Raw genomic sequence first — 20,747 nt, 5'->3', positions numbered from 1 at the left:
GTTGTTCCACCATCGGACGGATGTGCCGGTCTACCGGCCCGACATCTACAGCAGATCCGCGATCCTCGACCCATACCCGCATTACCGCGCCCTGCGTCACCTCGGGCCCGTGGTGTGGCTACCGCGCCACCGCCTCTATGCCTTGCCTCGCTACGCCGAATGCAAGGCCACCCTGCGCGACGACAGCCTCTACCTCTCCGGGCACGGGGTCGGCGCCAACCCCTTGACCAACCGAATGTCGCGCGGCACCACCCTCAACAGCGACGGCGACGACCACGACCGCCGCCGCAAACTCGTCGCTCACCGCCTGCTGCCACGCGCGCTGCGCACCCTCACCGACAACGTCGAGTCACAGGCCCGCACCATCGTCGAGACCGCAGTGCGCCGCGACGCTGTGGACGCGGTCACCGACCTGGCCGCCGCGCTACCGCTGGCGGTCGTCCCCGATCTGGTCGGCTGGCCCCACGACCAGCGCGAGAACCTCCTGCCCTGGGGCGCGGCAACCTTCGACATCCTCGGCCCCGCCAACTGGCAGGCCATCAAGGCCCTACCGCGCAGCCTGCAGATGCTGCGCTTCGCGCGCCGTATCGTGCGCCACCGCAACGTGATACCTGGCAGCCTGGACGATGAACTGCTTACCGCCACCGACCAGGGCAAGCTACCCGTCGATGAGGTGCCACCCCTGCTCATCGACTACATCGCACCCTCGCTGGACACCACGATCAGCGCCATCTCCAACGCCATCTACCTGTTCGCCACTCACCCCGACCAATGGGCAGCGCTCAAGGATGACCCCACGCTGGTCCCCAACGCGGTCAACGAAGTCATGCGTTACGAATCCCCGCTGCGCGCCTTCACCCGCAAAGCCCTGCGCGAGAGCACCATCGCCGGGACGCACATTCCCGCCGGCGCCCGCGTGCTGGTGATGTACGCCTCGGCCAACCGCGACGAACACGAATGGGACGCCCCCGACGTCTTCGACATCACCCGCGACGCCGGCCGCCACATCGGATTCGGCAACGGCGCCCACGCCTGCGCCGGCCAAGGGCTGGCGCGGTTGGAGACCGCCGCCATGCTCAAAGCCCTGCTCGACCATGTTGAGTGCATCGAAGCGACCGCGGAGCCCACCTGGGCGGTCAACAACATCATCCACCGCCACCAACACCTACCCATACGGCTCATCGCCGCCTGAGCCGCCGTTCGGACCCACTGATTCGGTTAGCTCCTCGTAACGAAGAACCCAAGGGACAAGGTGTCTCAGACCGCGCGGCGTGATCTCCCGCAACGCAAAGCAACCCGTCGAGGTGGTTGACATCGTCATCCCAGACCCCGGTCCCGGTGAGGTGGTCGAGTCGAGTGTCCGGATGGTCGGTGAGCACGCGCACGCAGCTCCATGGCGTGGCCCGCGCAGGCGAGCGAGGGAAGGAAGTTCACACGAATGACACTCAGCAGGATCAGCCGATTTACACTGATAGGCAAGGATATATCGCATCCGGCAGAACAGCCGACGGATTTGAGAGTGGCGTCGGTACGATCGGCGCAGGCGTTTATTCCGGCAGGACGATGGAGCCCAACCCGAGAGCAGGAATTGATACTCCTGCGCCTCGCCGTCGGAATAGTCACTCCTACTTCATCTTTCGTGAGGATAAGCGATGCGGGATCAACTATTTTCCGGCTTCAGTGATGCCGGGTGGGATGCGGCGCCCTGGAACGTCGAACCGACCTTCACCGATGAAGAGTTGCAGATCCTGTTGAACCCGGCGTTATCGGCCGCTGAGGCCGCCGATCGCGTAGGTTGTGTGGTCCGCGACGTTCTACGGTTGCGTCGAACGGCCTGAAAACCCCGAGCGTTCTGTACAAGCCGTCGGCGGGGCGCGACGACCGCAGCCGAACAGCAACGGATATCGGACTGGTCTCACCCGATAGACGCGAGTTGTCGGGCTGACGATCGGATTCCAGCGCCCGAATCGGCGATCCAAGTCATGAAGCAAAATTCGGGACCCGGCCCTTGCCCGCTAGTCGATCAAGGTTGCCCCAGGCCGGCGATGAGCAGATCGATCACGCCATGAACGTCATACTCGGGATCGGCCTCGACGCCGATGCACAGGTTGCCCACTGCGTGCAAGAGGTCTAGCGGCCGGACGTCGCCGCGCGGAAGACCGCTCGCCGCAGCGGCTTTCAGCAGTCGATCGCATACGGGTAACAGTCGTTCCAGAAATTCGGCATGCAGAGCCTCGAAGCCGGCCTGGTCCGAGCGCAGTGCCCGGGCCAACCCGTGCTTGGTGACCAGGAAGTCGGCGAACCGATGAACCCACGACCGCAACGCTGCGTACGGGTCTTCGTCGAGGGCCGGGACGATCGCGTCCAGCGATGACAGCGCATCGAGTTGATGCCGAAACACCGCCACGACGAGATCGGCGCGGCTGGGAAAGTGCCGGTAGATAGTGCCCATTCCAACACCGGCCTCAGCCGCGATCTCACGCACGGGAGCGTCGACCCCGGCGCGCACGAACACCGCCGCTGCGGCGTCGAGGAGGGCTTGTTCGTTGCGGCGCGCGTCAGCGCGCTTGGCGGGGCGCGCCCGAGCGGCCGGGACCTGAATCCCGGTCACTAGCGGTCGTTTTAAAAAAGGTCGGCCGCAGTCTGGGCGAAGTCAGGCGATGTGGATATGACGTTTCCCTAGGGTGGTGCTGCTGGTGGAGATGCTCTGGTGGTAGGTCTTTCCGCGGCTCAGGCCTATCGCTCGGCCGAACCAGCGGTAGCGGGCCAACCCGTTGATGACGAGGTCGCCGAGGTGAGACGAGATCGCTTCGGTGACGAGCAGCACGGTGACGATCTTCGGTATCACGACGCGGCGCTTGCCGCGGCGCACGGCGCCGACAACGGTACGGGCGACGTCGTCGACCGACAGCGGAGTGAGGTAACGGAAGGCCGGGGGCATTTCGGCCTCGTCGACTTCTGCAAGCAGGGCCGTGGCTGTCAACGCCGGATAAATCACCGAAACCTTGATGTTGGTGCCGGCCAGTTCCTGACGTAACGCGTCGGAGTATCCCGACATCGCGTGCATGACCAATCCGTAGGAGCCGAAGCGAGCGATGGCTTTTCGACCCATGACCGAGGACATGTTGACCACCGTGCCCGAGCCCTGTCGACGCATGATTGGCAGCACCAGCTGAGTGAGGTTGATTGCTCCGAAGAGGCTGGCCTGCATGGTCTTTCGGACGTCATCGGCAAACGTCGGTGATTCGGCCGCACCGACTTTGGCGATGCCGGCGTTGTTGATCAGCACGTCGATCCTGCCGAATCGGTCCATGGTCTTGGTGACCAGCGCGCTGACGGCCTCCGGGGATGACACGTCGGTCGGCACCGCAAGCGCGACCGCGCCGAGCTGGCGGAGCTGTTGTGCGACGTCGTCGAGTGGGCCGGCTGACCGCGCAGCCAGGACCACCGAAGCCCCCTGCCGGCCGAAGGCTAAGGCCATGGCCTTGCCGATTCCCTGGGAAGCGCCGGTGATCACCACCACCTTCTTCGCGAAGGATTGTTTCATGACATTCTCCTTTTGGTGTAGATACAACTTATGGCGGTGGGTGAGTCACCCTGCGGGGTCGTCGATTTAGGGCGCAGCCCTAGACGCCGTTACCGGCTCGCGGGCCGTAGTAGGTGTCGCCGACCTGGCATCGGTGATCGTTGGTACATCGCAGTTCCACGTGTACAAGCTCGTCACAGCCGCGGTGCCGGAAAACGACTGGACCGCCGTCTGGCGGCTCACGACAGGACGTCCGCCGGGTCGGCGGTCGGCTGGGTGGCTGTTGGTTTCTCGGCCCGAGCGGGCAGCAGCCACGCGACGACGAGGGCGGCCCCCACCGCGATCGCGGCGCACACCAGGGTGGCGACTTGGTAACCGTCGAGGAAAGCGCCGTTGACGGCGGACCGTACCTCGACGATGCGTGTGGGCGGCATATGACCAACGACGTTGTGCGCCGCGGCCATTGAGCGGCCGATCGTTGAATGCAGGTCGGCGGGAAGTCCGGCCAGGCTTGTCGCCGAGGCGATGCGGGCGCTGTAGATCGAGGCGAAGACGCTGCCGGCGATGGCCACGCCGAGTGTGCCGCCGAATTCGCGGGTGGTGTCGTTGACCGCGGAGCCGATGCTGGCCTTCTCGGTGGACAGTGAACCCATGATGGCCTCGGTGGCCGGCGCGATAGTCAGGCCCAGGCCACCGCCCAGGAGCAACATTTGCATCACCATTTCGGGATAGTTGGTTGCGGCATTGACCGTCGAGGACCACCCCAGCCCGGCGGCGAATATTGCGAGTCCGCCGGCGGCTAAGGCGGTGGTGCCGATTTTCTCGACGAGCCGGGGTCCCACGATGCTGGTCAGTGCGATCGAGATGGCCACCGGCAACAGGCGGGCGCCGCTTTGAAATGCGGTGTAGTCCTTGACGAATTGGAAATATTGGGTGATCACGAAGATGAAGCCGAACAGCGTGAGGAAACTTGCCGTCACAGCCAGGCTGCCCCCGGAGAAGCGGCGGTTGTAGAACACCGAGACATCCAGCATGGGATGGGTGCTGCGCCGCTCCCAAAAAGCAAAGCCAACGAGGACGACGGCGGCGAGCGTGAATCCGATGACAGTGCGGGTGTTGGTCCAGCCCCAGGTGGGGGCCTGAATGACGCTGTAGACCAGCGTAGTGATGCCGGTCGCGGACAGCAGCAGGCCGGGCACGTCGACGCGGGGCGCGTTCGGGTCGCGCGAGGCGGGCACGAACAGGATGCCGCCGAGAATGGCCAGCAGCGCGATTGGAATGTTCACGATGAAGATCGAGCCGCGCCAAAAGTGTTCGAGCAGCCAGCCGCCGCTGATCGGCCCCACCGCGACCCCGACGCCCACCATGGCCGCCCACAGCCCGATGGCCTTGGCCCGCGGCACCGGTTCGGTGAAGATGTTGGTGATCAGACCCAGTGTGGTCGGAAAGATCACCGCGGCACCGACGCCCATCGCGGCGCGTGCGACGATGAGCTGGTCTGCCGAATGCGCTTGTGCAGCCACAGCTGACGTCAGCGCGAACAACGCGAGCCCGGCGTTGAGCCAACCCAACCGGCCATAGCGGTCACTGAGGCTGCCGACCGAGAGCAGCAGTCCGGCCATCACCAGGGTGTAGGCGTCGACGATCCACTGTAGCTGCGCGGTATCGGCGTGCAATCGGCTCGACAATGTCGGCAGGGCGACGTTGACGATGGTGGCGTCGACGTTAATCACAAAGACGCTCAAACAAATTACGGCCAGGGCGGCGACGGGGTGATCACGGAAAACCGGGCGGCGTGTGCTCATAGAACATGATATTAAAGTGTATAGACAACTAACTCAAGTTTCTGCCCGGGATGGCTCAATGCGTGCGGGGACGACACCCCGGTGGGACAGGGGCGGAAGGTCGACAACGTGACATGTGATCGGTACCCGAGGCCTGACTATCGCGCTGGTCAGCGGCTGGCGATGTCGTTAAAAGGTGGCGCATTCAAACCGATCTAGACTGCCGGCACAACACGAAGCCTAGGCATAACATTAAACTCATCGAACAAACAACTCAACCTACTGATGTATTAACAGTTCGGAGCTTGTTAAAGTGGTGTCGTGAAGACCAGGGTCTACAACCAGAACTGCCCCATTGCGCGTGGTCTGGACATCATCGGCGAACGCTGGACACTGCTCATCGTGCGCGAACTCATCGGCGGCCCCCGCCGCTACAGCGACCTGCGGGCCGAACTGCCCGGCATCGCCACCAACCTGCTCGCACAACGCCTCAAAGAGCTCCAAGACGCCGGGCTGATCGACCGTACCGACCTGCCAGCGCCGATCGGGCGTACCGTGTACACGCTCACCGACACCGCCTGGCAGCGCGTGCTTCCCATCGTGCAGGCCGTCGCCCTCTTCGGCCTGGACAAGCTCGATCCCATGGACAGCAGCGCCGTCACACCGCTCAACGGATTCCTCGCGGGCCTGCTGCTGGCCTTCAATCCGGCCGCCGCAGCCAACATGAACACCACCTACCGCGTCGACATCGACGGCCGCCGCTTCGAATTTGCGGTCACCGACGGACATCTCGCCAGCCCTCGCGGCGAACCCGGCGTTATTGTCACCGCAGCCGCCGCAGACCTCGTCACCATCCGCCTCGGCGACGACGCCGCCACCCGCAAGTCCGCGCTGCGTCGAGTCCGCTTCGACGGCGACAAAGAAGCCGTCGACGCGATGCGTGATGCCTTTTCCCTACGCGGATAACACGCCTCACGCCACCAATCGGCACGGGCCGGCGGTGGTGCCGGAGTCACCGCGAGTCCGTCAGCCTCACCGACCTACGCCACGAGCAGATCATTTTATGGGCGCCACCGAGCACCTCGTTCTACACCGACTTCATCATCAGCACATGCCGGCGGGCCGGCTTCGAACCGCGCTACGTCATCAATCGCATCCAAGGAACGTCACCGGTAACGGCGGTCCTGGACAATGACGGCGTCGCGTTCGTCACCGAGCCAGCCGGCCCAGCACTCGGTGGTGAAGTCAACGTCATCGATCTCAACGAAGCCCTCCAAACTCCGATCCAGGCCCTCTGGCCGCCCCACACCGTCTCACCCTTTCGAGACCTGCTGACCACCACCGCATCCCAGCCGACTTCGTAGCACGCGCTCGCCAGACATGCCGCCCCTCAGCGGTCGTCGTCCTGATGCGCCGACTGCGGCCGCCCGGTGAACTGCTCGACCAACAGGCGCACCCGGTCACCCACCCGATCTCCGGGGAGCCGGCCCGTGGCGCCGAGGGTGACCATGCCGTGCAAGGCCGCCCAGAACACCTCGGTGAGCGCGTCGACGTCGCGACCGCTGGCGACGCGGCCGATCGCCTGACGCAGCGCCGCGAACGCCGCCGACAACTGCGGGGGTGTGCCCTCCTGAGCGAACCGCAGCGCGGTCGCCCTGGTGAACATCGCGTCGTAGACCGCCGGGTTCTCCCGCGCGAAACCCAAATAGGCCCAGGCGATCCCAGTCAGGACCGTCTCGGCGGGCCCGTCAGCGGCGCCGGCGGCAGCGATGGCTTCGGTGATCTCGGCGTAGCCGTCCAGGGCGACCGCGTCGGCGATCTGCTGCAAGCCCGAGAAGTGCTTGTAAAGCACGGGCTGGCTGTATTCGATCTCGGTGGACAGTCGCCGTGTGGTCACCGCTTCCCACCCGTCGGCCTCGGCCAGCGCGCGGGCGGTCGCGACGATCAACTGGCGACGCGCGGTGCGCTCCCGCTCGCGCCGTTCCTCGATACTCATAGCTCCGATGATAGCGCTGCTATCACGAATAGCGGTGCTATTGACGTCGCTGCGACGCGGGGTTAGCGTTGCTAGCACCTCGAACCGAAAGGATTCTGCGTCATGGATCTCGATCTGCTTATCCGGGTCGCCGCGCTGGTCACGGTGCTCGGCGCAGGCGTGGTGTACGGCACCGACGTGTTCTGCGCGATGGTGCTGCGCCCCGCCCTGGCCCGCGTCGATGACCAGACCCTGGTCACCGTGACCGGTCACGTGCATCGCTACGGCGACCGGCGCATGCCGATCCCCGGCGTACTCGGCATCCTGGCCGCCGCGGTGAGCGTGATCGCCGCGGTCGTGGCCGGGCGCGGGGTGCAGGCGGCCGCCGCCGGCACCGCACCGGCTGCGCTGCTGATCTGGCTGCTGATCTACATCACGGTCAGCGCGCCCATCAATCGGCAGCTGACCGCCGCCGTCGAGACCGGCCGAACCTTGCCGAACGCCCGCGCACTGCAGTCCAAATGGGATGCGGTCATTAACGGCCGCGCGCCGCACTGCAAGGCCTGGCCGTGACCGCCTCCTGCGTGGTCCTGCTGACCTGACCCAAGGCACCACTGCTGACCCGCCCCGCTGTCGAACGCGAAGGAGCACACCACCGATGTTTCAACTGCGGATCTACACCCTGCGTTCACCCGAGGCGCTGCGACGCTACGCCGACGTGCACTGGGCCCGCCACGTGCCCACCTGCGCCGCGTTCGGCATCGCCGCCCACGGAGTCTGAACCGAACACGGCGAAGACACTCACCGGCTGATCGCCTTGATCGAATACCCGCCCGACACCGACCCCGACGAGGTCACCCGCCGCATCATGGGCAGCCCCGAATCCGCCGCCGATATGGCCGGCTTCGACGTTGCCGACATCCTCGACGTGCAGACCACACTGCTGGACCCCACCACCTTCTCGCCCACCCGATAGCCCACCACTCACAGCGAGCACCTGACATGACCATCACCACGACCGTCGGCTACATCCTGGCCGGCACCCTCGCCGCCGCGATCATCGTCATCGGCGCCCGATTCCTGCTCGCGCCGCGCACCGCCGCCATCGGCTACGGTGTGCTGCCCGACCTCGACCAACGTGGCGTCCGGGAGTACTTGAGCGTCAAGGGCATCCGCGACATCACCACCGGACTGTTCGTGATCATCCTGATGCTCGCCCACGCCACCCCCCTCGTCGGCTGGGTCGTGCTGGCCGCCACCCTCATCCCGATCGCCGACGCCACCATCGTCTTACGCAGCGGCGGAGCCAGATCCATCGCCTACGGCGTGCACGGCGGTACCGCCGCGGTCATGCTCCTCACCACCGCGCTGCTCCTTGCCTCCTGACCCAGACGCCAGGCGGGGTATGGCCGAACGCATCAGCGCCCCGGCTTGGTCATGGAGCCTGACGATGCCCATATTTTCCGCGTTCAGCCAGAGCACGTACCAAGCTTTGAGGGCACCCAAGACCTTCGCGCGCTTTATTGTCGAGGATGGGCCGAAAACCAATGCCGTCACTGAGGCGTTGCGGCGCAAGGCTTTTGTGAGTGCGGACTGTCGGTGAGGGTGACCGCGAAGCGCGCCGATCGTTTGGGTGCGCCAACCTCTTGACCAGACTTTGCCGTTCCATTCTGTCGATCAGAGTTCGATGAGAACCTACCCCAGGCCAGAGTGTAAGTTCTCAAACTTCGTGGCGGACGCGGGCGTCTGGGACTGCGGCGTTGCAGAATTCTCACCAAATGGCGGATGCCTTTTTCTCATCTTCGTGGCGGATCGGACGACGGCGACCGGGCATGGAACCAGCTTGGACTAAAGACGGGACGACCCGCGCCCTCGCTCACGAGCCCGCCAGCCATGAACTCCCCGGACTGTCAGATAGCGTCGCTTGGGAAGACAGGCGACCGCAGCGTGTCACCGCCCCGAGTGCTGCGATGTCAACCATGCCGGGCTTGGTTGACGCGCCGTCGAGGTTGCGGTGTACATCGCTTTGTCTGCGGCGCAGACAAAGCGCTATCAAGCTGGCCGCACAGGCCGAATCGTGCACCAGCGGGGTTTGCTCGCCACGGGACTGCGTCGCGCCGCAGCCTTACTGTGGCCGGTCCTAGTTAGATTGCTCCACAGTTCGGGGCCGTCGGGGCACCGTTGAATCGATCCGCGATCCACTGCATGCCACGCTCTCCGTCCACGTAGTTGGTCAGGAAGTAGTTGATCGCGAGCTTGTTGAGGAAAGGCGGCTGTTCGTTGGTCCAGAACTCGACGTCAGCGCCCTTGGCGCACCAGTCAAGCGCCAGCTGGTGAGCTCCACCCCATGGGATGAACGGATCGTAACGGTTCGAATCAATGAATACCGGCGCATTGGGCCGTAATTCGCCGATCCGCTGATCTGCCAGTACGGTTTTCAGCGGCTCTGAGTTTATCAGTTCGTTGTAGTCGCTGGTGAAATATGGCTGAACGTGGCGAAAGGCGAATCTCATCACAAGCGCGCCTACGCAATCGTTCTGGGTTTTCTCTAGAAGTTTCATGCCCCTGTCATTGAGCGCGCCGGCAAGGCCGGGCGCGAGTTCGGGGTAGGCGGCGCCGATGCCGTTAAGCAGTAGTCCCAGCCCGCCGGCGAGAAGGCTGCCATCGATAAATGGCGGGATGAGTGCGAGGTCGGCTGGCGGCGCACCCGCGTAGGCTCCGACAACGTGCATCGTGGGGGCATAGCTGGGAGCCAGCTCGACAGCTGCAGCAGAGGCTCCCCCGCCTTGGCCGTATCCCCAAAATGCGACCGGTCCATGGGGATCTAAGGATGTTTGGGGCAGTTGCATCGCCGCTCGAGCGGCGTCGATCAGCGCTTGCGCTTGGGGTAGCCGGATGAAGGGTGTCGCGGGTGCTGGTGTGCCCACTCCTTCGTAATCGGTTACCACGACGGCGAATCCACGCGCCACCATGGTCGCGATGAATCCTTCTTCGTACCCCATAGTTATGTCGATGCCGCTGCTGTAGTGGATGCCTTGGTTAAATAGCCGCGACGGTGCGCATTGATCGCCAATCCCGTACACGTTGGTTGCGAACGCGATGAGCGGCCGAGGGCCGGCCCCCGGCCACGGGTTGTCGGGCTCGAAGTACGTGCCGGTCACCGCGATTGGTCTGCCACGCATATCGTTGCTCCGGTACATGATGCGTGTTCCCGTGGCAACGTATGCACCAAGTTGTCCGGAGGGCTCCAACACCAACCGCGACGGCTCGGAGCGGATAAGATCACCAGCGGCCAAGTCCGGCAGGGGATCCGGCGGTGTGTAGAAGGTCTCGTATTGACTCTCGTCAGCGCTGGCCACAGCGGGCGTGGTTACCGCCGGCCAAACGAGCAATGCGGCCGCGGCTAATAAGGCAACCGCTCTGCGGTGGGCGCGAGTTGCCTTTTCGGCACTGACTACCCCAATGCAACCCGGGCGCACTGAACGTCCATCGTCTGCCGGAATGTCCGAAACACGGGTATTGGGTTCGGTAATCGAAATATTCACCGAGGGTCGGGTCGAGTTGAGGTTATCCATGAGATCGACCGTTGGACAGATGACGAAGCGGTCCGGCTATGGGAGCCGCCTTCCATGGCCGTGTGATGCCAGGGCGCTCGCTACCCCAGCGTTCAGCATCGTGTAAGATGCAAAAGGGTAGTGAGCGTATCGATTTCCGTACTAAGCCGTTGAAGTGGGGCGCGGTCGGCCGTGGTGTTGACGTGCTAATAATGTCCTCCTTGGACCCTTAAGGCGCCCGATAGCCCCCTCGAATCACTCAGGGCCACTGAGGCGTTGGTAATGCCCCCCAGCTCGGCGCAGCGCATCGCACTGAGGACTCGTTATACGAGAGCCTCAGTGATTTCGCATGCTTGATGCAGGGGTGAGAAGAAGTTTGGTCAGGGATTCCTGTTGTTTGTGCTCCTTAAGGGCAGATCCATTGGTTCTTCGAAAATCAACAGTCGTCCTCAATACCACCAGGGCAGTTCGTTGTGCCCGAAGTCGTGGAAGTCGCCGAACCGGCCGCAATTGAAGGTCAATCCTGTGCCGTCGCGGTACCGCAGGTTTTCCACCGCTCCGAAGAACACTCGGTGATCTCCGATGTCATAAGAGCTGTGCATCGAGCATTCGCCCTGAACCAGTGCGCCTTTGATCATCGGCAGGCCATACGAGCCGTACTCGCAATCGATGTTCTCGAAGCGGGCGCCGCCGCGGGTGGCGAAGTGCCGTGCAACAGCTTCCTGCCGGGAGCCGAGAATTGAGATGGCGAAGCGTCCGGTGTTCGTGACGGCGTCGGTTGTTCGGGACCCGTGCGTGAGAGAGATCATCAGAATGGGCGGCTCGAGGCTGATCGACGTCAGCGAGCCGATCGTCATTCCACATATATTGTTCTCGGTGCCGGCGCTGACAACGGCGACACCGGTAGTCAACCGGCCCATTGCGCGCCGCATGTCGGATCCGTGCACGGGGCGGGTTACGGGAACGAGCATTGCACGACCTACTTGCTGTGGTAGCGGACTTCGAAGGTGAGCACGCCCTCGTCGGTGCGCCAGGGTCCGTGTGGCATACCGACTGGGCGGCAAGCGTATTCACCGGCAGTGAACGTTCTGCCCAGCGTGAGGTCGGTGAAGGAGCCTTCTAGGATGTAGACCTCTTCCCAGAAGTCGTGAATCTGCACGCCCATCGACGAGGAATCGGCGCCGGGTGCATAGCGCAAAATTCGGGTCGCGACGCCGGTTTCGGGGTCTTTGGCGAGTATCCGCTCGGTGATCAGCGGATTGCCTCCTGCACAAACGGTGAATCCGGTGTCGGTGACGGGGAAGAACTCGCGTTCGGGTTTTGCCATGGTGGATTCCTTGGTCTTTTATGGTTAGTTGGGTTCGGCTTTGTAGGAGTCCAAGAACTGTTGGACCTTGCTTACCGCGGTGTCGTAGTCATACGCACGGAACGTGTAGGCACTCTTCACCACGAATGGCGCTCCCGCGTAGAACATTTCATATTGCTGATGCCGGCCGCCGAATTCAGAGCCGACGATGTCCCATGCGAGCTTGAACAGCTTCACACGTTCCTCGGCCGCAACCCCGGGAGACTGGATGTAGCGCTCGATGTCGTCCTTGGAGACCGGACTAACGAGATCGACAACGCTGGAGGGTAGTTGCAGGACGCCGCCCCCAACAAGGTCGCGCAGGATAGCGAGTACGCGCGGATAGATCTCGGCCTGCAGCCCCATGTTGCCGTAGAGGGCGGACCGACCGGGTAACCACATGCCGGCCGAATCGGGCTCGGCGGTGTACTCGGCGGCGAGGACTGCCGATTGAACGCCGGACACCAATGCTGCTAGTTCGCCCAGCTTCTCTTGCACGCCAGGGATTTTGTCGATGCCGTTAACTTGGGTTACGCGACGGGCAACCCCTGCGATGAACTCGAGCTTGGTCGCAAACCGGATGTGCGCCTGCCAGTTGCCCAGGACGTGGGCGCCGGTGTCGAAGAACTGGCGACGGACTCCGCCGGTATCGCGGTCGACGAAGACCCGATGCCATGGCACGAGCACATCGTCGAACACCACGAGCGCATCTGGCTCGTCAAAGCGGCTGGTAAGTGGATAGTCGAAGGAGCTGGTCGCGGCCGGACTGTAGGGGCGACGACAGTAGAGCTTCAGGCCTTCGGCGTTCGTCGGCACGACGAAGCCGACGGCGAAATCTTTGTCGTCTGGTCCGAGGGGCTTGATGCACGAGACGAACACCTCGTCGGCAATCGACGCCCCAGTTGCCAGCATCTGCGAACCGCGAATGACCAGGCCTTCAGCGGTCTCTTCGACCACGCCGGCTTGAAGGTACTCGCCCTCCCAACCCGACGCTGTGGTGGCGCGGGAGACTTGCGGTGGGATGATCGCGTACGAGACGTACAGATTCTCGCTGACCAGACGCTGATAGTAGGCGCTTACATTGGCCCCCAACTGGCGCGCGTCGGTGTTGAACAGCTCGGGGTGTGCGGAGAATGCAGCCAAGAATGTGCCCACGTGGTCTGGGCTGCGGCCGACCCAGCCGTGTGTGTGCTCGGACCAGGTCTGGATTGCCTTGCGCCGCTGGACGAGATCGTCACGCGAGCGAGGGACCGAGAACACTCGATTGATCACCTCACCCGTCTCGGGCATGGCGCACTGCATGCCGCTGTTCGGATCAGCGGCCAGGTCGAACAGTTCTGCAATAGTCCGAGCGACGGGGGCGAACGCCGGGTGCTCGGCGACGTTACCGGCGATCTCGCCATTGACGATCACCGTCCGGCCGTCGTCGAGGGATGCCAAATATTCCGCTCCGGTACGCATGTCAGTTGTCCTTCTCGATGAGGTAGATGTGACGGAGCTCGCGCCCGTCGGCCAAAACCAGCTCGAGCTCCCATTGACGTCCGGCGACGAATTCGCCGTCCTTCAGCGGCACCGTGCCGGCAAGGCAGACGAAGTCGCCGACAGCGAAATCAGGGTGCTGCTTATACAGGATGCCGAGCAGCGCCGCGGGTCGGCGCAGCGCCGCGAGCGTTCCGTCCTGATAAAGGTTACCGTCGACCCAGCATCGGGCCCGGCAGTTGTCCCAGTCGAAGCTTGACCAGTCAGCGATCTCGACGACGTCGATACCAATGGGCTTGGGGCATGCGCGTTTCGAATCGCCGACGTCGACCGTCTCGAGCGTGCGGTCGGTGTGGTCGGAGCCGACGCCGAGGTAATTGCGGCCGTCGTGACGGATCAACACCGGCTCGATCTCGCCAGAAGTGTTGTCGCCGTCAACTCGCAGCGAGGAGGCGGTGGTCACCGCCGTGCCGGGGATGCGGTAGAACATCGGCACCTGCGGCGGCGGTGAGACGCCGATTGCGGCGAGTTCCTCGATGTGGTGTCGCACCTGCTGCTCGTCACGCCCGGTATACCCGGCAACTATCGACCGATAGTCGGACAGCACCAGCGGGACGTTCGTGCCGACCGGGTGCAGCACGATTCGGCCGGTTTCGGTTGTAGTCATGCGTTGACTGTCCTTTTGACCAACGGGGCGTAATCCGCGAGACGATCGGCGAGCACCGGAAAAGCGGTGCGAGTTCGACCGACCAGGCCCGGGTCGATGTCGGCGATCAGCACGGCCTCGGTATCGCCGGCCTCGGCCACCACACCGCCCCACGGGTCGACTATTCGGCTGCGACCGGCCAATGTCACGCCGCCGTGAGTGCCGGTGGCGTTGCACGCGATGACGTAGACCTGATTGTCGAGCGCGCGAGCCTCGGTCAGCAGCGTCCAGTGGTCCAGTCGCGCGGCCGGCCAAGCGGCCGGCACCACAACGAGCTGTGCTCCTGCCGCGACCAATTCGGTCCACAGCCCGGGAAACCGTAGGTCATAGCACGTTGTCGCGGCGATGTGACCGAATGCGGTGGCGGTGGCTCCCAGATGCCGACCTGCGGTAAGCAGCTCCGCCTCGCGCGACTGGTACCCGAACACGTGAACTTTGTTGTAGTGGTGCGCGACCTGCCCGGTTTGGTCCAGCAGGATCGCGGTGTTACTCAACTCCTCGTGAGCGCGCCGCACGATGCTGCCGACATGGATGTAGCACCGCCGTTCGGCGGCGATCGTGGCGAAGGTCTGCACGGTCGGGCCATGCATGGACTCCGAGCTGGCTGCGTAGGCGTCGAAGTGGTTATATCCGACCCCCCAAAGCTCGGGCAGCACGACCAAATCGACGTCGGATGCGATGCCGGCGACGAGCTCGCGGACGCGCTCGCGGCGGTGGGCAAGGGGTTCGTCGTCCGGACTGGCGACTTGAACCAGCGCAATTCTCAAAAGGATTCACCTACATAGTTGTGTGTTGTGCATCGGCGACACTCGATGATCAGGGTCTGGAGCTTGTAGGGCGGCTCGGCGGCGCCTGGCTGCGGTACGTGCCGGGCCAGGTCGGGCCGATCGGCGATCTTCGCCGATCCCCAAGGTGGTTGGCGACGACCAGCCGATTCGGTACAGCAGGACAGTCGCCGCACGAGCCGCGTGTTCATCTCGCGAAATCAACAGCCGAGGCGAGAAAGTTCACCAACTCGGCGTTGAACTTCTCTCCGATCCGCTGCACCGCGTGCGGACTGCCCTCGAAGAGGACTCTTTTCGCCTGCAAGCGCTCTGCCAGCACGTCCGCCACGGCCTCGAAACCCGGTGTTCCGCCGCCAGTTACGACGAGCTTGGGAAACTGCGTCGCGGCTAGTTCGTCAAGCGGGGCTCCGGTTTCCCATGGCCGTTCGGTTTTGAGGTTGGCCACCGCTTCGGCGAATGGGGGCGGCAATGGCGATGGCAGGTCCATTGCATAGTTGAGGATTTTCAGGAATCCGTGCACGAACGTGGCGGGGTCTGCGTCGATGTCGCTCGCCCAGTACTTCCGCAGGTCCTCGGCGAGTCTGTCGGCCGCCGGCCGGCCGACGGCGTTGGGTAGCGCAGGCGGTTCGATGACGGTGAGCGACCACACCTTTTGCGGCGCCAAGGCCGCCGCGCGCATCGCCACCACCCCGCCCATCGACGTGCCGACCAAATGTGCGCCGTCGCCAAGCAATTCGACGATGTCCTCTGCGTCACGGCTAGGGTCGACCTTGTCGGTCGGAGGGCTGGGGCTGTAGCCCCGTCGGTACGGCGCGACCAACTGATACCGGTCCGCCAGCACCTTCTGTTCTGCGAATGCGGCGGCAGCAGAGCTAAGGCTGCCGTGCACGAGCACCACCAGGGGGCCGGATTCACCCCAGCGCTCTGCGCTAAGGGTTGTCATCGCGCGGCCGCCTGGGCCTGCTCGGCAGCGGCGAAGGCACCGGGGTCGACGTCGAGCCGACGGGACTCAAACTTCCACCCAGCGGGCGTTCGGACCACGACGTCGTTGTAGACACCCGAAGCGATGATGAACGGCGGCTTCACTACCTGGACCTTGAGGACCAGGCTGGACACCCGGGCACGGTCGTCGCCGTCGCTCTCAATCACATAGTTGGTTAACAGATGGCGCGCACCGTCTTCTTTACCCGCGGCGATGTGGCCACGAATGAATTCTTTGATCGCCTCATGGCCCTCGAAATCGCCGTAGGTGGCGATGAACTTGCCATCGGGGATCCAACAGTCGGCCCAGCTGTCGACGTCGTGCGTGTCGAGGTAGTTGAGCTGGCGGTGAGCAAGCTCCTGTATGGCGATCTTGTCATCTGTGGAGAGGGACACCATGCGGCTCCTTTGCTAGCAGTGTACTGGGAAAACCTGCAGTCGGTACACTAGTATACTAGTGGGTGGGCCACAAGTAGTTGCTATCATTAGCCGTGCGAAAGCCGACGGCACTTCCTCCTGCCCTGCGCCCCCCCACGTTGGCCAAGACGGCATACCTGCTGATACAGCAGGCGATTCGGGATGGATCGTTAAGCCAGGGATCCCTGTACTCCGAAAACGAGGTCGCGGAATCCCTTGGTATGTCACGTACTCCGGTCCGCGAAGCGTTAATTACGCTCGCTCGGGAGGGGATAGTCGAGATCGCGTCACAGCGAGGCTTTCAGATACGTCGGCTCACCGATGCCGAGCGGCAAGAGATCTTCGATCTGCGGCTGCTCGTGGAACCTTATGTCGCCCGTCGCCTGGCGCCAATCGCCACGGAAGACGATGTCCGCCGCCTTTCCGCGGTTATCGATGGGCAGCAGCGATTATCCCAAGCAGGCGAGGAGGCGGCGTTCCTTGCGCTTGACGAAGAATTTCACTTATTAATGCCCCAGATGGTCGGCCTGGAACGCTCCCACGGCGTGATGGCAAGCTTGCGCGGCGCGATGTGGCTGATTGGTTTCGAGGCGCTCGCCATACCGCAACGGCACTCAGCGGTCATTGCGGAGCACCGTGCCATCGTGGACGCGATTGCCAACCATGACCCCGACGCCGCGGCCAACGCCACGCAGGACCACATCGGGAAAACCGCGACATCGAGCTATCTTCACCGGCAATAGCGTCGACGCGCCGACGCGGATCCGTCGAGGCGGACTCGGACTGGATGGTTCTCAAATTGGCGGATGGCGATGTCTCCACCTGCGGCTCCTCAGGATTCTCACCAAGATGGCGGACGGGATTTTCTCTATTCATGGCGGATCCTAGATCTGTACGGTTGCGCGGTACCCGCGCTGACCTCATCTCTCAGCAGGCGGCGGGCTGTCAACACGGGCAACGGGGACAACCGCCGCACGCGTGCGTTTGGGTCAAGTCTGGGGTGCCATCCGAACATCGCGCTGTCGAACACTGCCTTCTCCGGTGGCGGAGGGTCAACTTCCCCCGGTTTAACTTGTACACATCCGAGGAAGCGGTTCGGCAACGAATTCGTACCTGGCCGGCCGCTTCGTTGAATTTGCTTCTGCGGCAGCACTTTGAGTGCGACACATCCCGCGTGCCTTGTTTTGGACGATCAGCTTCGCGAACGCTTCGACGTACTCCAGCAATGTCCGGCGATTTGGCCGCCACCACCAGGTAGGTTGCTCGCGCTTTGACCGGCACGATCAACTCGCCACCTCCCTGTTAACTCAGGTCAGCCAAAACGAAAGCCGCCCCGGCTACTCGTCGGGGCGGCTTTCACCTGCCGCTTGACAAGATCGCCGACATATCAGGTTCTCAAACTTCGTGGCGGACGCGGGCGTCTGGAACTGGGGCGTTGCAGAATTCTCACCAAAATGGTGGACGACGAGTTTTTCTCATCTTCGTGGCGAATCCTAGAACCGTACGGTTGTGCTGGCACAAAGCCATCTGGGGCGGCGTGCTGTCAATGGCCAAGTCTTTGTCGCCACTGGTGGCCGGATAAAAGTCCCCACTCCCGTGCGGTGATTCTTGGTTGTTAGGGCTGCTCCTTCCGGTGTTGGGCGTCTTTCATCCGGTAGGAGTCACCGTCGGTAATGACGACGGTGGCGTGGTGCAGCAGGCGGTCCAGGATGCTGACCGCGGTGGTCTGCTCGGGCAGGAACCGGCCCCATTGCTCGAAGGGCCAGTGCGAGCCGATGGCCAGCGAGCGGCGTTCGTAGGCGCCGGCGACGAGCCGGAACAACAGCTGGGTGCCGGTGTCATCGAGGGGTGCGAAGCCTAGTTCGTCGAGGATGATCAAGTCGACCCGGAGCAAAGATTCGATGATCTTGCCGACTGTGTTGTCGGCCAGTCCGCGGTAGAGGGTTTCGACGAGGTCGGCGGCGGTGAAGTAGCGGACCTTGTGCCCGGCGTGGATCGCGGCGGTCCCGAGTCCTATCAAGGTGTGCGACTTGCCCGTTCCAGCTGGTTCGATTATCGCCAGATTCTGTTGCGCACGAATCCATTCCAGGCTCGATAAGTAGTCGAACACCCTGGGCTGGATCGACGAGGCGGCCACGTCGAACGACTCCAACATCTTGGGAACGGGGAACGCCGCGGCCTTGAGCCGGTTGACGATGTTGGAGGCGTCCCGGGCGGCCAGTTCGGTCTCGACCAGGGTGCGTAGCACTTCCTCGGGAGTCCAGCGTTGCGTTTTGGCGGTCAGCAGGACTTCGGGTGCGGTGCGCCGGATCGCCGCGAGCTTGAGGCGGCGCAACCCCGCATCCAGATCAGCAGCCAATTGTGGGAGCGACGGTGGTGCAACGGGTTTGATCTCTTTGGCCGTTGTTGTCATGACGTCGCCTCGCCGTCGGCGACGGGAGCGATCTTGTAGGCGTCCAGCGAGCGAGTCGGGGCGACCGGCAGGTCGAGGATAAGGGCATCCCCAGCTGGGCGTGGTTGGGGTGTTCCGGTGCCGGCGGCCAGGATCGAACGAACATCGGTGGCCCGGAACCGCCGAAATGCGACGGCCCGGTGCAACGCGGCGACCAAGGCGTCGGTGCCGTGGGCGGCGCCCAGCGCCAGCAGGATCTCCAACTCCGATGCCAGCCGGGTGTTGCCGATCGCGGCGGCCCCGACCAGGAACGCCTCGGCGTCTTCACCGAGGTCGCAGAACTGTTTCTCGACGCTGGTCTTCGGGCGAGGTCCGCGGTCCGGCGCTGGCCGGGGTCCGTCGTAGTGGGTGTCGAGTATCGATGCAGCGCCGGGGGCGACCAGCTCGTGTTCGGCCACGATCATCCCCGTCGAAGGCTCGACCAGACAGACCGCGCCGTGATCGACGACAACTGCCACGGTGGTGCCGATCAGCCGGGTCGGCACCGAGTACCGAGCCGACCCGTAGCGGACACAGGACAGCCGATCGACCTTGCGCAGTACCGACGGTGCCCCGACCCGCAGTCGTAGCGACGGCAATGGTTGGAGCAGTTCCCGTTCGGCGCTTAGCCGCTCGTCGGGGATGGCGCAGATCTCCGCGTGCACCGCGGCGTTGACCTCAGTGCACCAGGCTGCCGCAGCAGTGTTAGCGACTCGCACGTTGACCGCAGTGCCGGCGATGGCGGCCTCTGTCAGCAGCGGAACCGCGAGATCGCGCTGGGCATAGCCGCACAGATGTTCCACGATGCCCTTGGACTGCGGATCATTGGCGTGGCAAAAGTCCGGAGCGAACCCGTAGTGGCTGGCCAGCCGCACGTAGTCCGGCGTCGGGACCACCACGTCGGCGACCACACCACCTTTGAGGCAGGCCATCCGATCAGCCAGCACCCGGGCTGGAACCCCGCCGATCGCAGCCAAGGTTTCGGCGATCAACGCCAGCGTGGTGAACGCCCGCTGATCGGTGGCGAACCGCACGAACCGCCACCGCGAGAACGCCAACACGGCGCAGAACAAAAACAATCCGGGTGCTGCTTGGGCCCAGTCGATGACTAGATACTCACCCGGCGACCACACCGCCGGACGGCGACCCACGTGATTGTTGCTGCGCCACAACGCTTTCGCTTGAGCGACCAGCCGCCGGAAGTTGCGGTCCGAGCCCTCATAACCCGCGGCCGCCGCGATGGGCAGCAACCGTTTGGCCAAGATCCGGCCCTGGGACTTGGCCACGCGTTCGGCGACCAGCCCGGCCACCGCGTCGTAGTTGTGGGCCCGTCCAACCCGCGGTGCAGGCGTATCGCCGGCCTGGTCGGCCTCGAACTTGTCCACGACACGCTTGACGGTCTTGTGGGTGGTGCCGCACTGCTCGGCGGCGGCTCGGTAGGTCCCGAGTTGTTGATAGGCAGAAATGATGTCCATGCGGTCCTTCGCAGACTTCAATGGAACTCCCCGGTGGTGGCGGCGATTGGTTGGCGCCTTCACCGTCACCATCGAGGCCCGCAGTTCCTGGTCGACACGACGAACACGGGGTGGGGACTTTTATCTGGCCACCAGTGGGGACCTCCACTTGGCACCAGTGGGGACTTTTTCATGGCCACGGACACGTGCTGAGGCCGGGCGCGAGGAAGGCATTGCCGAGATAACGGATCGAGCTTCATCTCGGTGGACCGGGATAGTCACAGATGATTGCCAGCCCACTGCGCTGCGG

Annotated in this window: 22 protein-coding genes and 2 pseudogenes; 10 read left to right on the top strand and 14 right to left on the bottom strand. The window is 63.8% G+C overall.

The window, feature by feature from the left end:
- The first annotated feature begins 1 nt into the window (after nt 1).
- Together ACIUM1_RS15275 and ACIUM1_RS15270 are read left to right on the top strand one after the other, a co-directional pair.
- Entirely contained in the window at nt 2–1,192 is a 1,191-nt protein-coding gene (locus tag ACIUM1_RS15275; RefSeq protein ID WP_406813510.1) for a cytochrome P450, read from the top strand.
- Nucleotides 1,193–1,652: 460 nt separating this feature from the next.
- The gene (locus ACIUM1_RS15270) at nt 1,653–1,838 is read left to right on the top strand and encodes a hypothetical protein (protein WP_406813509.1); all 186 of its coding nucleotides are present in this window, start codon (nt 1,653–1,655) and stop codon (nt 1,836–1,838) included.
- A 185-nt stretch (nt 1,839–2,023) separates the two neighbouring features.
- Here ACIUM1_RS15270 and ACIUM1_RS15265 read toward each other — a convergent pair whose 3' ends face one another.
- The 3 genes from ACIUM1_RS15265 to ACIUM1_RS15255 form a co-directional block, all read right to left on the bottom strand.
- Nucleotides 2,024–2,611 (bottom strand): TetR/AcrR family transcriptional regulator, encoded by a 588-nt coding sequence (locus ACIUM1_RS15265; RefSeq protein WP_406813508.1) that lies wholly within the window; start codon nt 2,609–2,611, stop codon nt 2,024–2,026.
- Nucleotides 2,612–2,653: 42 nt separating this feature from the next.
- Complete coding sequence (locus ACIUM1_RS15260) at nt 2,654–3,547, bottom strand: SDR family NAD(P)-dependent oxidoreductase (protein ID WP_406813507.1); 894 nt, start codon at nt 3,545–3,547, stop codon at nt 2,654–2,656.
- Nucleotides 3,548–3,765: 218 nt separating this feature from the next.
- Nucleotides 3,766–5,331, bottom strand: coding sequence for an MFS transporter (locus ACIUM1_RS15255; RefSeq protein WP_406813506.1), 1,566 nt, complete (start codon nt 5,329–5,331; stop codon nt 3,766–3,768).
- Between the two features lie 300 nt (nt 5,332–5,631).
- Here ACIUM1_RS15255 and ACIUM1_RS15250 point away from each other — a divergent pair, with 300 nt between their 5' ends.
- Together ACIUM1_RS15250 and ACIUM1_RS15245 are read left to right on the top strand one after the other, a co-directional pair.
- Nucleotides 5,632–6,276 carry a winged helix-turn-helix transcriptional regulator gene (locus ACIUM1_RS15250; RefSeq protein ID WP_406813505.1) on the top strand — a complete coding sequence of 215 codons (645 nt, stop codon included), beginning with the start codon at nt 5,632–5,634 and terminating at the stop codon, nt 6,274–6,276.
- Between the two features lie 50 nt (nt 6,277–6,326).
- Nucleotides 6,327–6,674 (top strand): annotated as a pseudogene (locus ACIUM1_RS15245) (LysR substrate-binding domain-containing protein); the annotation flags it as partial.
- A gap of 26 nt (nt 6,675–6,700) precedes the next feature.
- Here ACIUM1_RS15245 and ACIUM1_RS15240 read toward each other — a convergent pair.
- A complete protein-coding gene (locus tag ACIUM1_RS15240) occupies nt 6,701–7,306 on the bottom strand; it encodes a TetR/AcrR family transcriptional regulator (protein ID WP_406813504.1) in 606 nt (201 codons plus the stop codon).
- Between the two features lie 102 nt (nt 7,307–7,408).
- Between ACIUM1_RS15240 and ACIUM1_RS15235 the strand changes: the two are divergent.
- The 5 genes and pseudogenes from ACIUM1_RS15235 (at nt 7,409) to ACIUM1_RS15215 (ending at nt 8,888) form a co-directional block, all read left to right on the top strand.
- Nucleotides 7,409–7,887 (top strand): annotated as a pseudogene (locus tag ACIUM1_RS15235) (DUF1772 domain-containing protein).
- Between the two features lie 56 nt (nt 7,888–7,943).
- The gene (locus ACIUM1_RS15230; RefSeq protein ID WP_406813503.1) at nt 7,944–8,066 is read left to right on the top strand and encodes a hypothetical protein; all 123 of its coding nucleotides are present in this window, start codon (nt 7,944–7,946) and stop codon (nt 8,064–8,066) included.
- Nucleotides 8,067–8,102: 36 nt separating this feature from the next.
- Nucleotides 8,103–8,261: a hypothetical protein gene (locus ACIUM1_RS15225; protein ID WP_406813502.1), complete on the top strand. Its 159-nt coding sequence runs from the start codon at nt 8,103–8,105 to the stop codon at nt 8,259–8,261.
- Nucleotides 8,262–8,287: 26 nt separating this feature from the next.
- Nucleotides 8,288–8,671, top strand: a complete 384-nt coding sequence (locus ACIUM1_RS15220; protein WP_406813501.1) for a DUF4267 domain-containing protein — start codon at nt 8,288–8,290, stop codon at nt 8,669–8,671.
- Nucleotides 8,672–8,690: 19 nt separating this feature from the next.
- Entirely contained in the window at nt 8,691–8,888 is a 198-nt protein-coding gene (locus tag ACIUM1_RS15215) for a hypothetical protein (protein WP_406813500.1), read from the top strand.
- Nucleotides 8,889–9,429: 541 nt separating this feature from the next.
- On the opposite strand, the gene ACIUM1_RS15210 is transcribed toward ACIUM1_RS15215, so the two are convergent.
- The 8 genes from ACIUM1_RS15210 to ACIUM1_RS15175 all read right to left on the bottom strand — a co-directional run bounded on the left by ACIUM1_RS15210 (nt 9,430) and on the right by ACIUM1_RS15175 (nt 16,534).
- Nucleotides 9,430–10,860 (bottom strand): lipase family protein, encoded by a 1,431-nt coding sequence (locus ACIUM1_RS15210; RefSeq protein ID WP_406813499.1) that lies wholly within the window; start codon nt 10,858–10,860, stop codon nt 9,430–9,432.
- A 428-nt stretch (nt 10,861–11,288) separates the two neighbouring features.
- Nucleotides 11,289–11,810: a flavin reductase family protein gene (locus tag ACIUM1_RS15205; protein WP_406813498.1), complete on the bottom strand. Its 522-nt coding sequence runs from the start codon at nt 11,808–11,810 to the stop codon at nt 11,289–11,291.
- An 8-nt stretch (nt 11,811–11,818) separates the two neighbouring features.
- The gene (locus ACIUM1_RS15200; RefSeq protein WP_406813497.1) at nt 11,819–12,166 is read right to left on the bottom strand and encodes a cupin domain-containing protein; all 348 of its coding nucleotides are present in this window, start codon (nt 12,164–12,166) and stop codon (nt 11,819–11,821) included.
- Between the two features lie 24 nt (nt 12,167–12,190).
- Nucleotides 12,191–13,645 carry a 4-hydroxyphenylacetate 3-hydroxylase family protein gene (locus tag ACIUM1_RS15195; RefSeq protein ID WP_406813496.1) on the bottom strand — a complete coding sequence of 485 codons (1,455 nt, stop codon included), beginning with the start codon at nt 13,643–13,645 and terminating at the stop codon, nt 12,191–12,193.
- A 1-nt stretch (nt 13,646) separates the two neighbouring features.
- A complete protein-coding gene (locus ACIUM1_RS15190; protein WP_406813495.1) occupies nt 13,647–14,330 on the bottom strand; it encodes a DUF2848 family protein in 684 nt (227 codons plus the stop codon).
- Nucleotides 14,327–15,136: a carbon-nitrogen family hydrolase gene (locus ACIUM1_RS15185; protein WP_406813494.1), complete on the bottom strand. Its 810-nt coding sequence runs from the start codon at nt 15,134–15,136 to the stop codon at nt 14,327–14,329. Before ACIUM1_RS15185 ends, ACIUM1_RS15190 begins: the two co-directional genes overlap by 4 nt.
- Before the next feature lie 205 nt (nt 15,137–15,341).
- Nucleotides 15,342–16,097 (bottom strand): alpha/beta fold hydrolase, encoded by a 756-nt coding sequence (locus ACIUM1_RS15180; protein WP_406813493.1) that lies wholly within the window; start codon nt 16,095–16,097, stop codon nt 15,342–15,344.
- Nucleotides 16,094–16,534 (bottom strand): nuclear transport factor 2 family protein, encoded by a 441-nt coding sequence (locus tag ACIUM1_RS15175; RefSeq protein WP_406813492.1) that lies wholly within the window; start codon nt 16,532–16,534, stop codon nt 16,094–16,096. The genes ACIUM1_RS15180 and ACIUM1_RS15175 overlap by 4 nt, the downstream gene beginning before the upstream one ends.
- A 137-nt stretch (nt 16,535–16,671) precedes the next feature.
- Between ACIUM1_RS15175 and ACIUM1_RS15170 the strand changes: the two genes are divergently transcribed.
- The gene (locus ACIUM1_RS15170) at nt 16,672–17,295 is read left to right on the top strand and encodes a GntR family transcriptional regulator (protein WP_406813491.1); all 624 of its coding nucleotides are present in this window, start codon (nt 16,672–16,674) and stop codon (nt 17,293–17,295) included.
- An 872-nt stretch (nt 17,296–18,167) separates the two neighbouring features.
- Here ACIUM1_RS15170 and istB read toward each other — a convergent pair.
- Both istB and istA read right to left on the bottom strand, forming a co-directional pair.
- A complete protein-coding gene (gene istB / locus ACIUM1_RS15165; protein ID WP_406813490.1) occupies nt 18,168–18,965 on the bottom strand; it encodes an IS21-like element helper ATPase IstB in 798 nt (265 codons plus the stop codon).
- Nucleotides 18,962–20,479, bottom strand: coding sequence for an IS21 family transposase (gene istA, locus ACIUM1_RS15160; RefSeq protein ID WP_406813489.1), 1,518 nt, complete (start codon nt 20,477–20,479; stop codon nt 18,962–18,964). The genes istB and istA overlap by 4 nt, the downstream gene beginning before the upstream one ends.
- Between the last annotated feature and the right edge of the window lie 268 nt (nt 20,480–20,747).

Source organism: Mycobacterium sp. M23085, from assembly GCF_045343915.1.
Lineage (GTDB): Bacteria > Actinomycetota > Actinomycetes > Mycobacteriales > Mycobacteriaceae > Mycobacterium.
The sequence above is the reverse complement of the archived record's forward strand: the minus strand, read 5'-3'. Positions and strand labels throughout refer to the sequence as shown.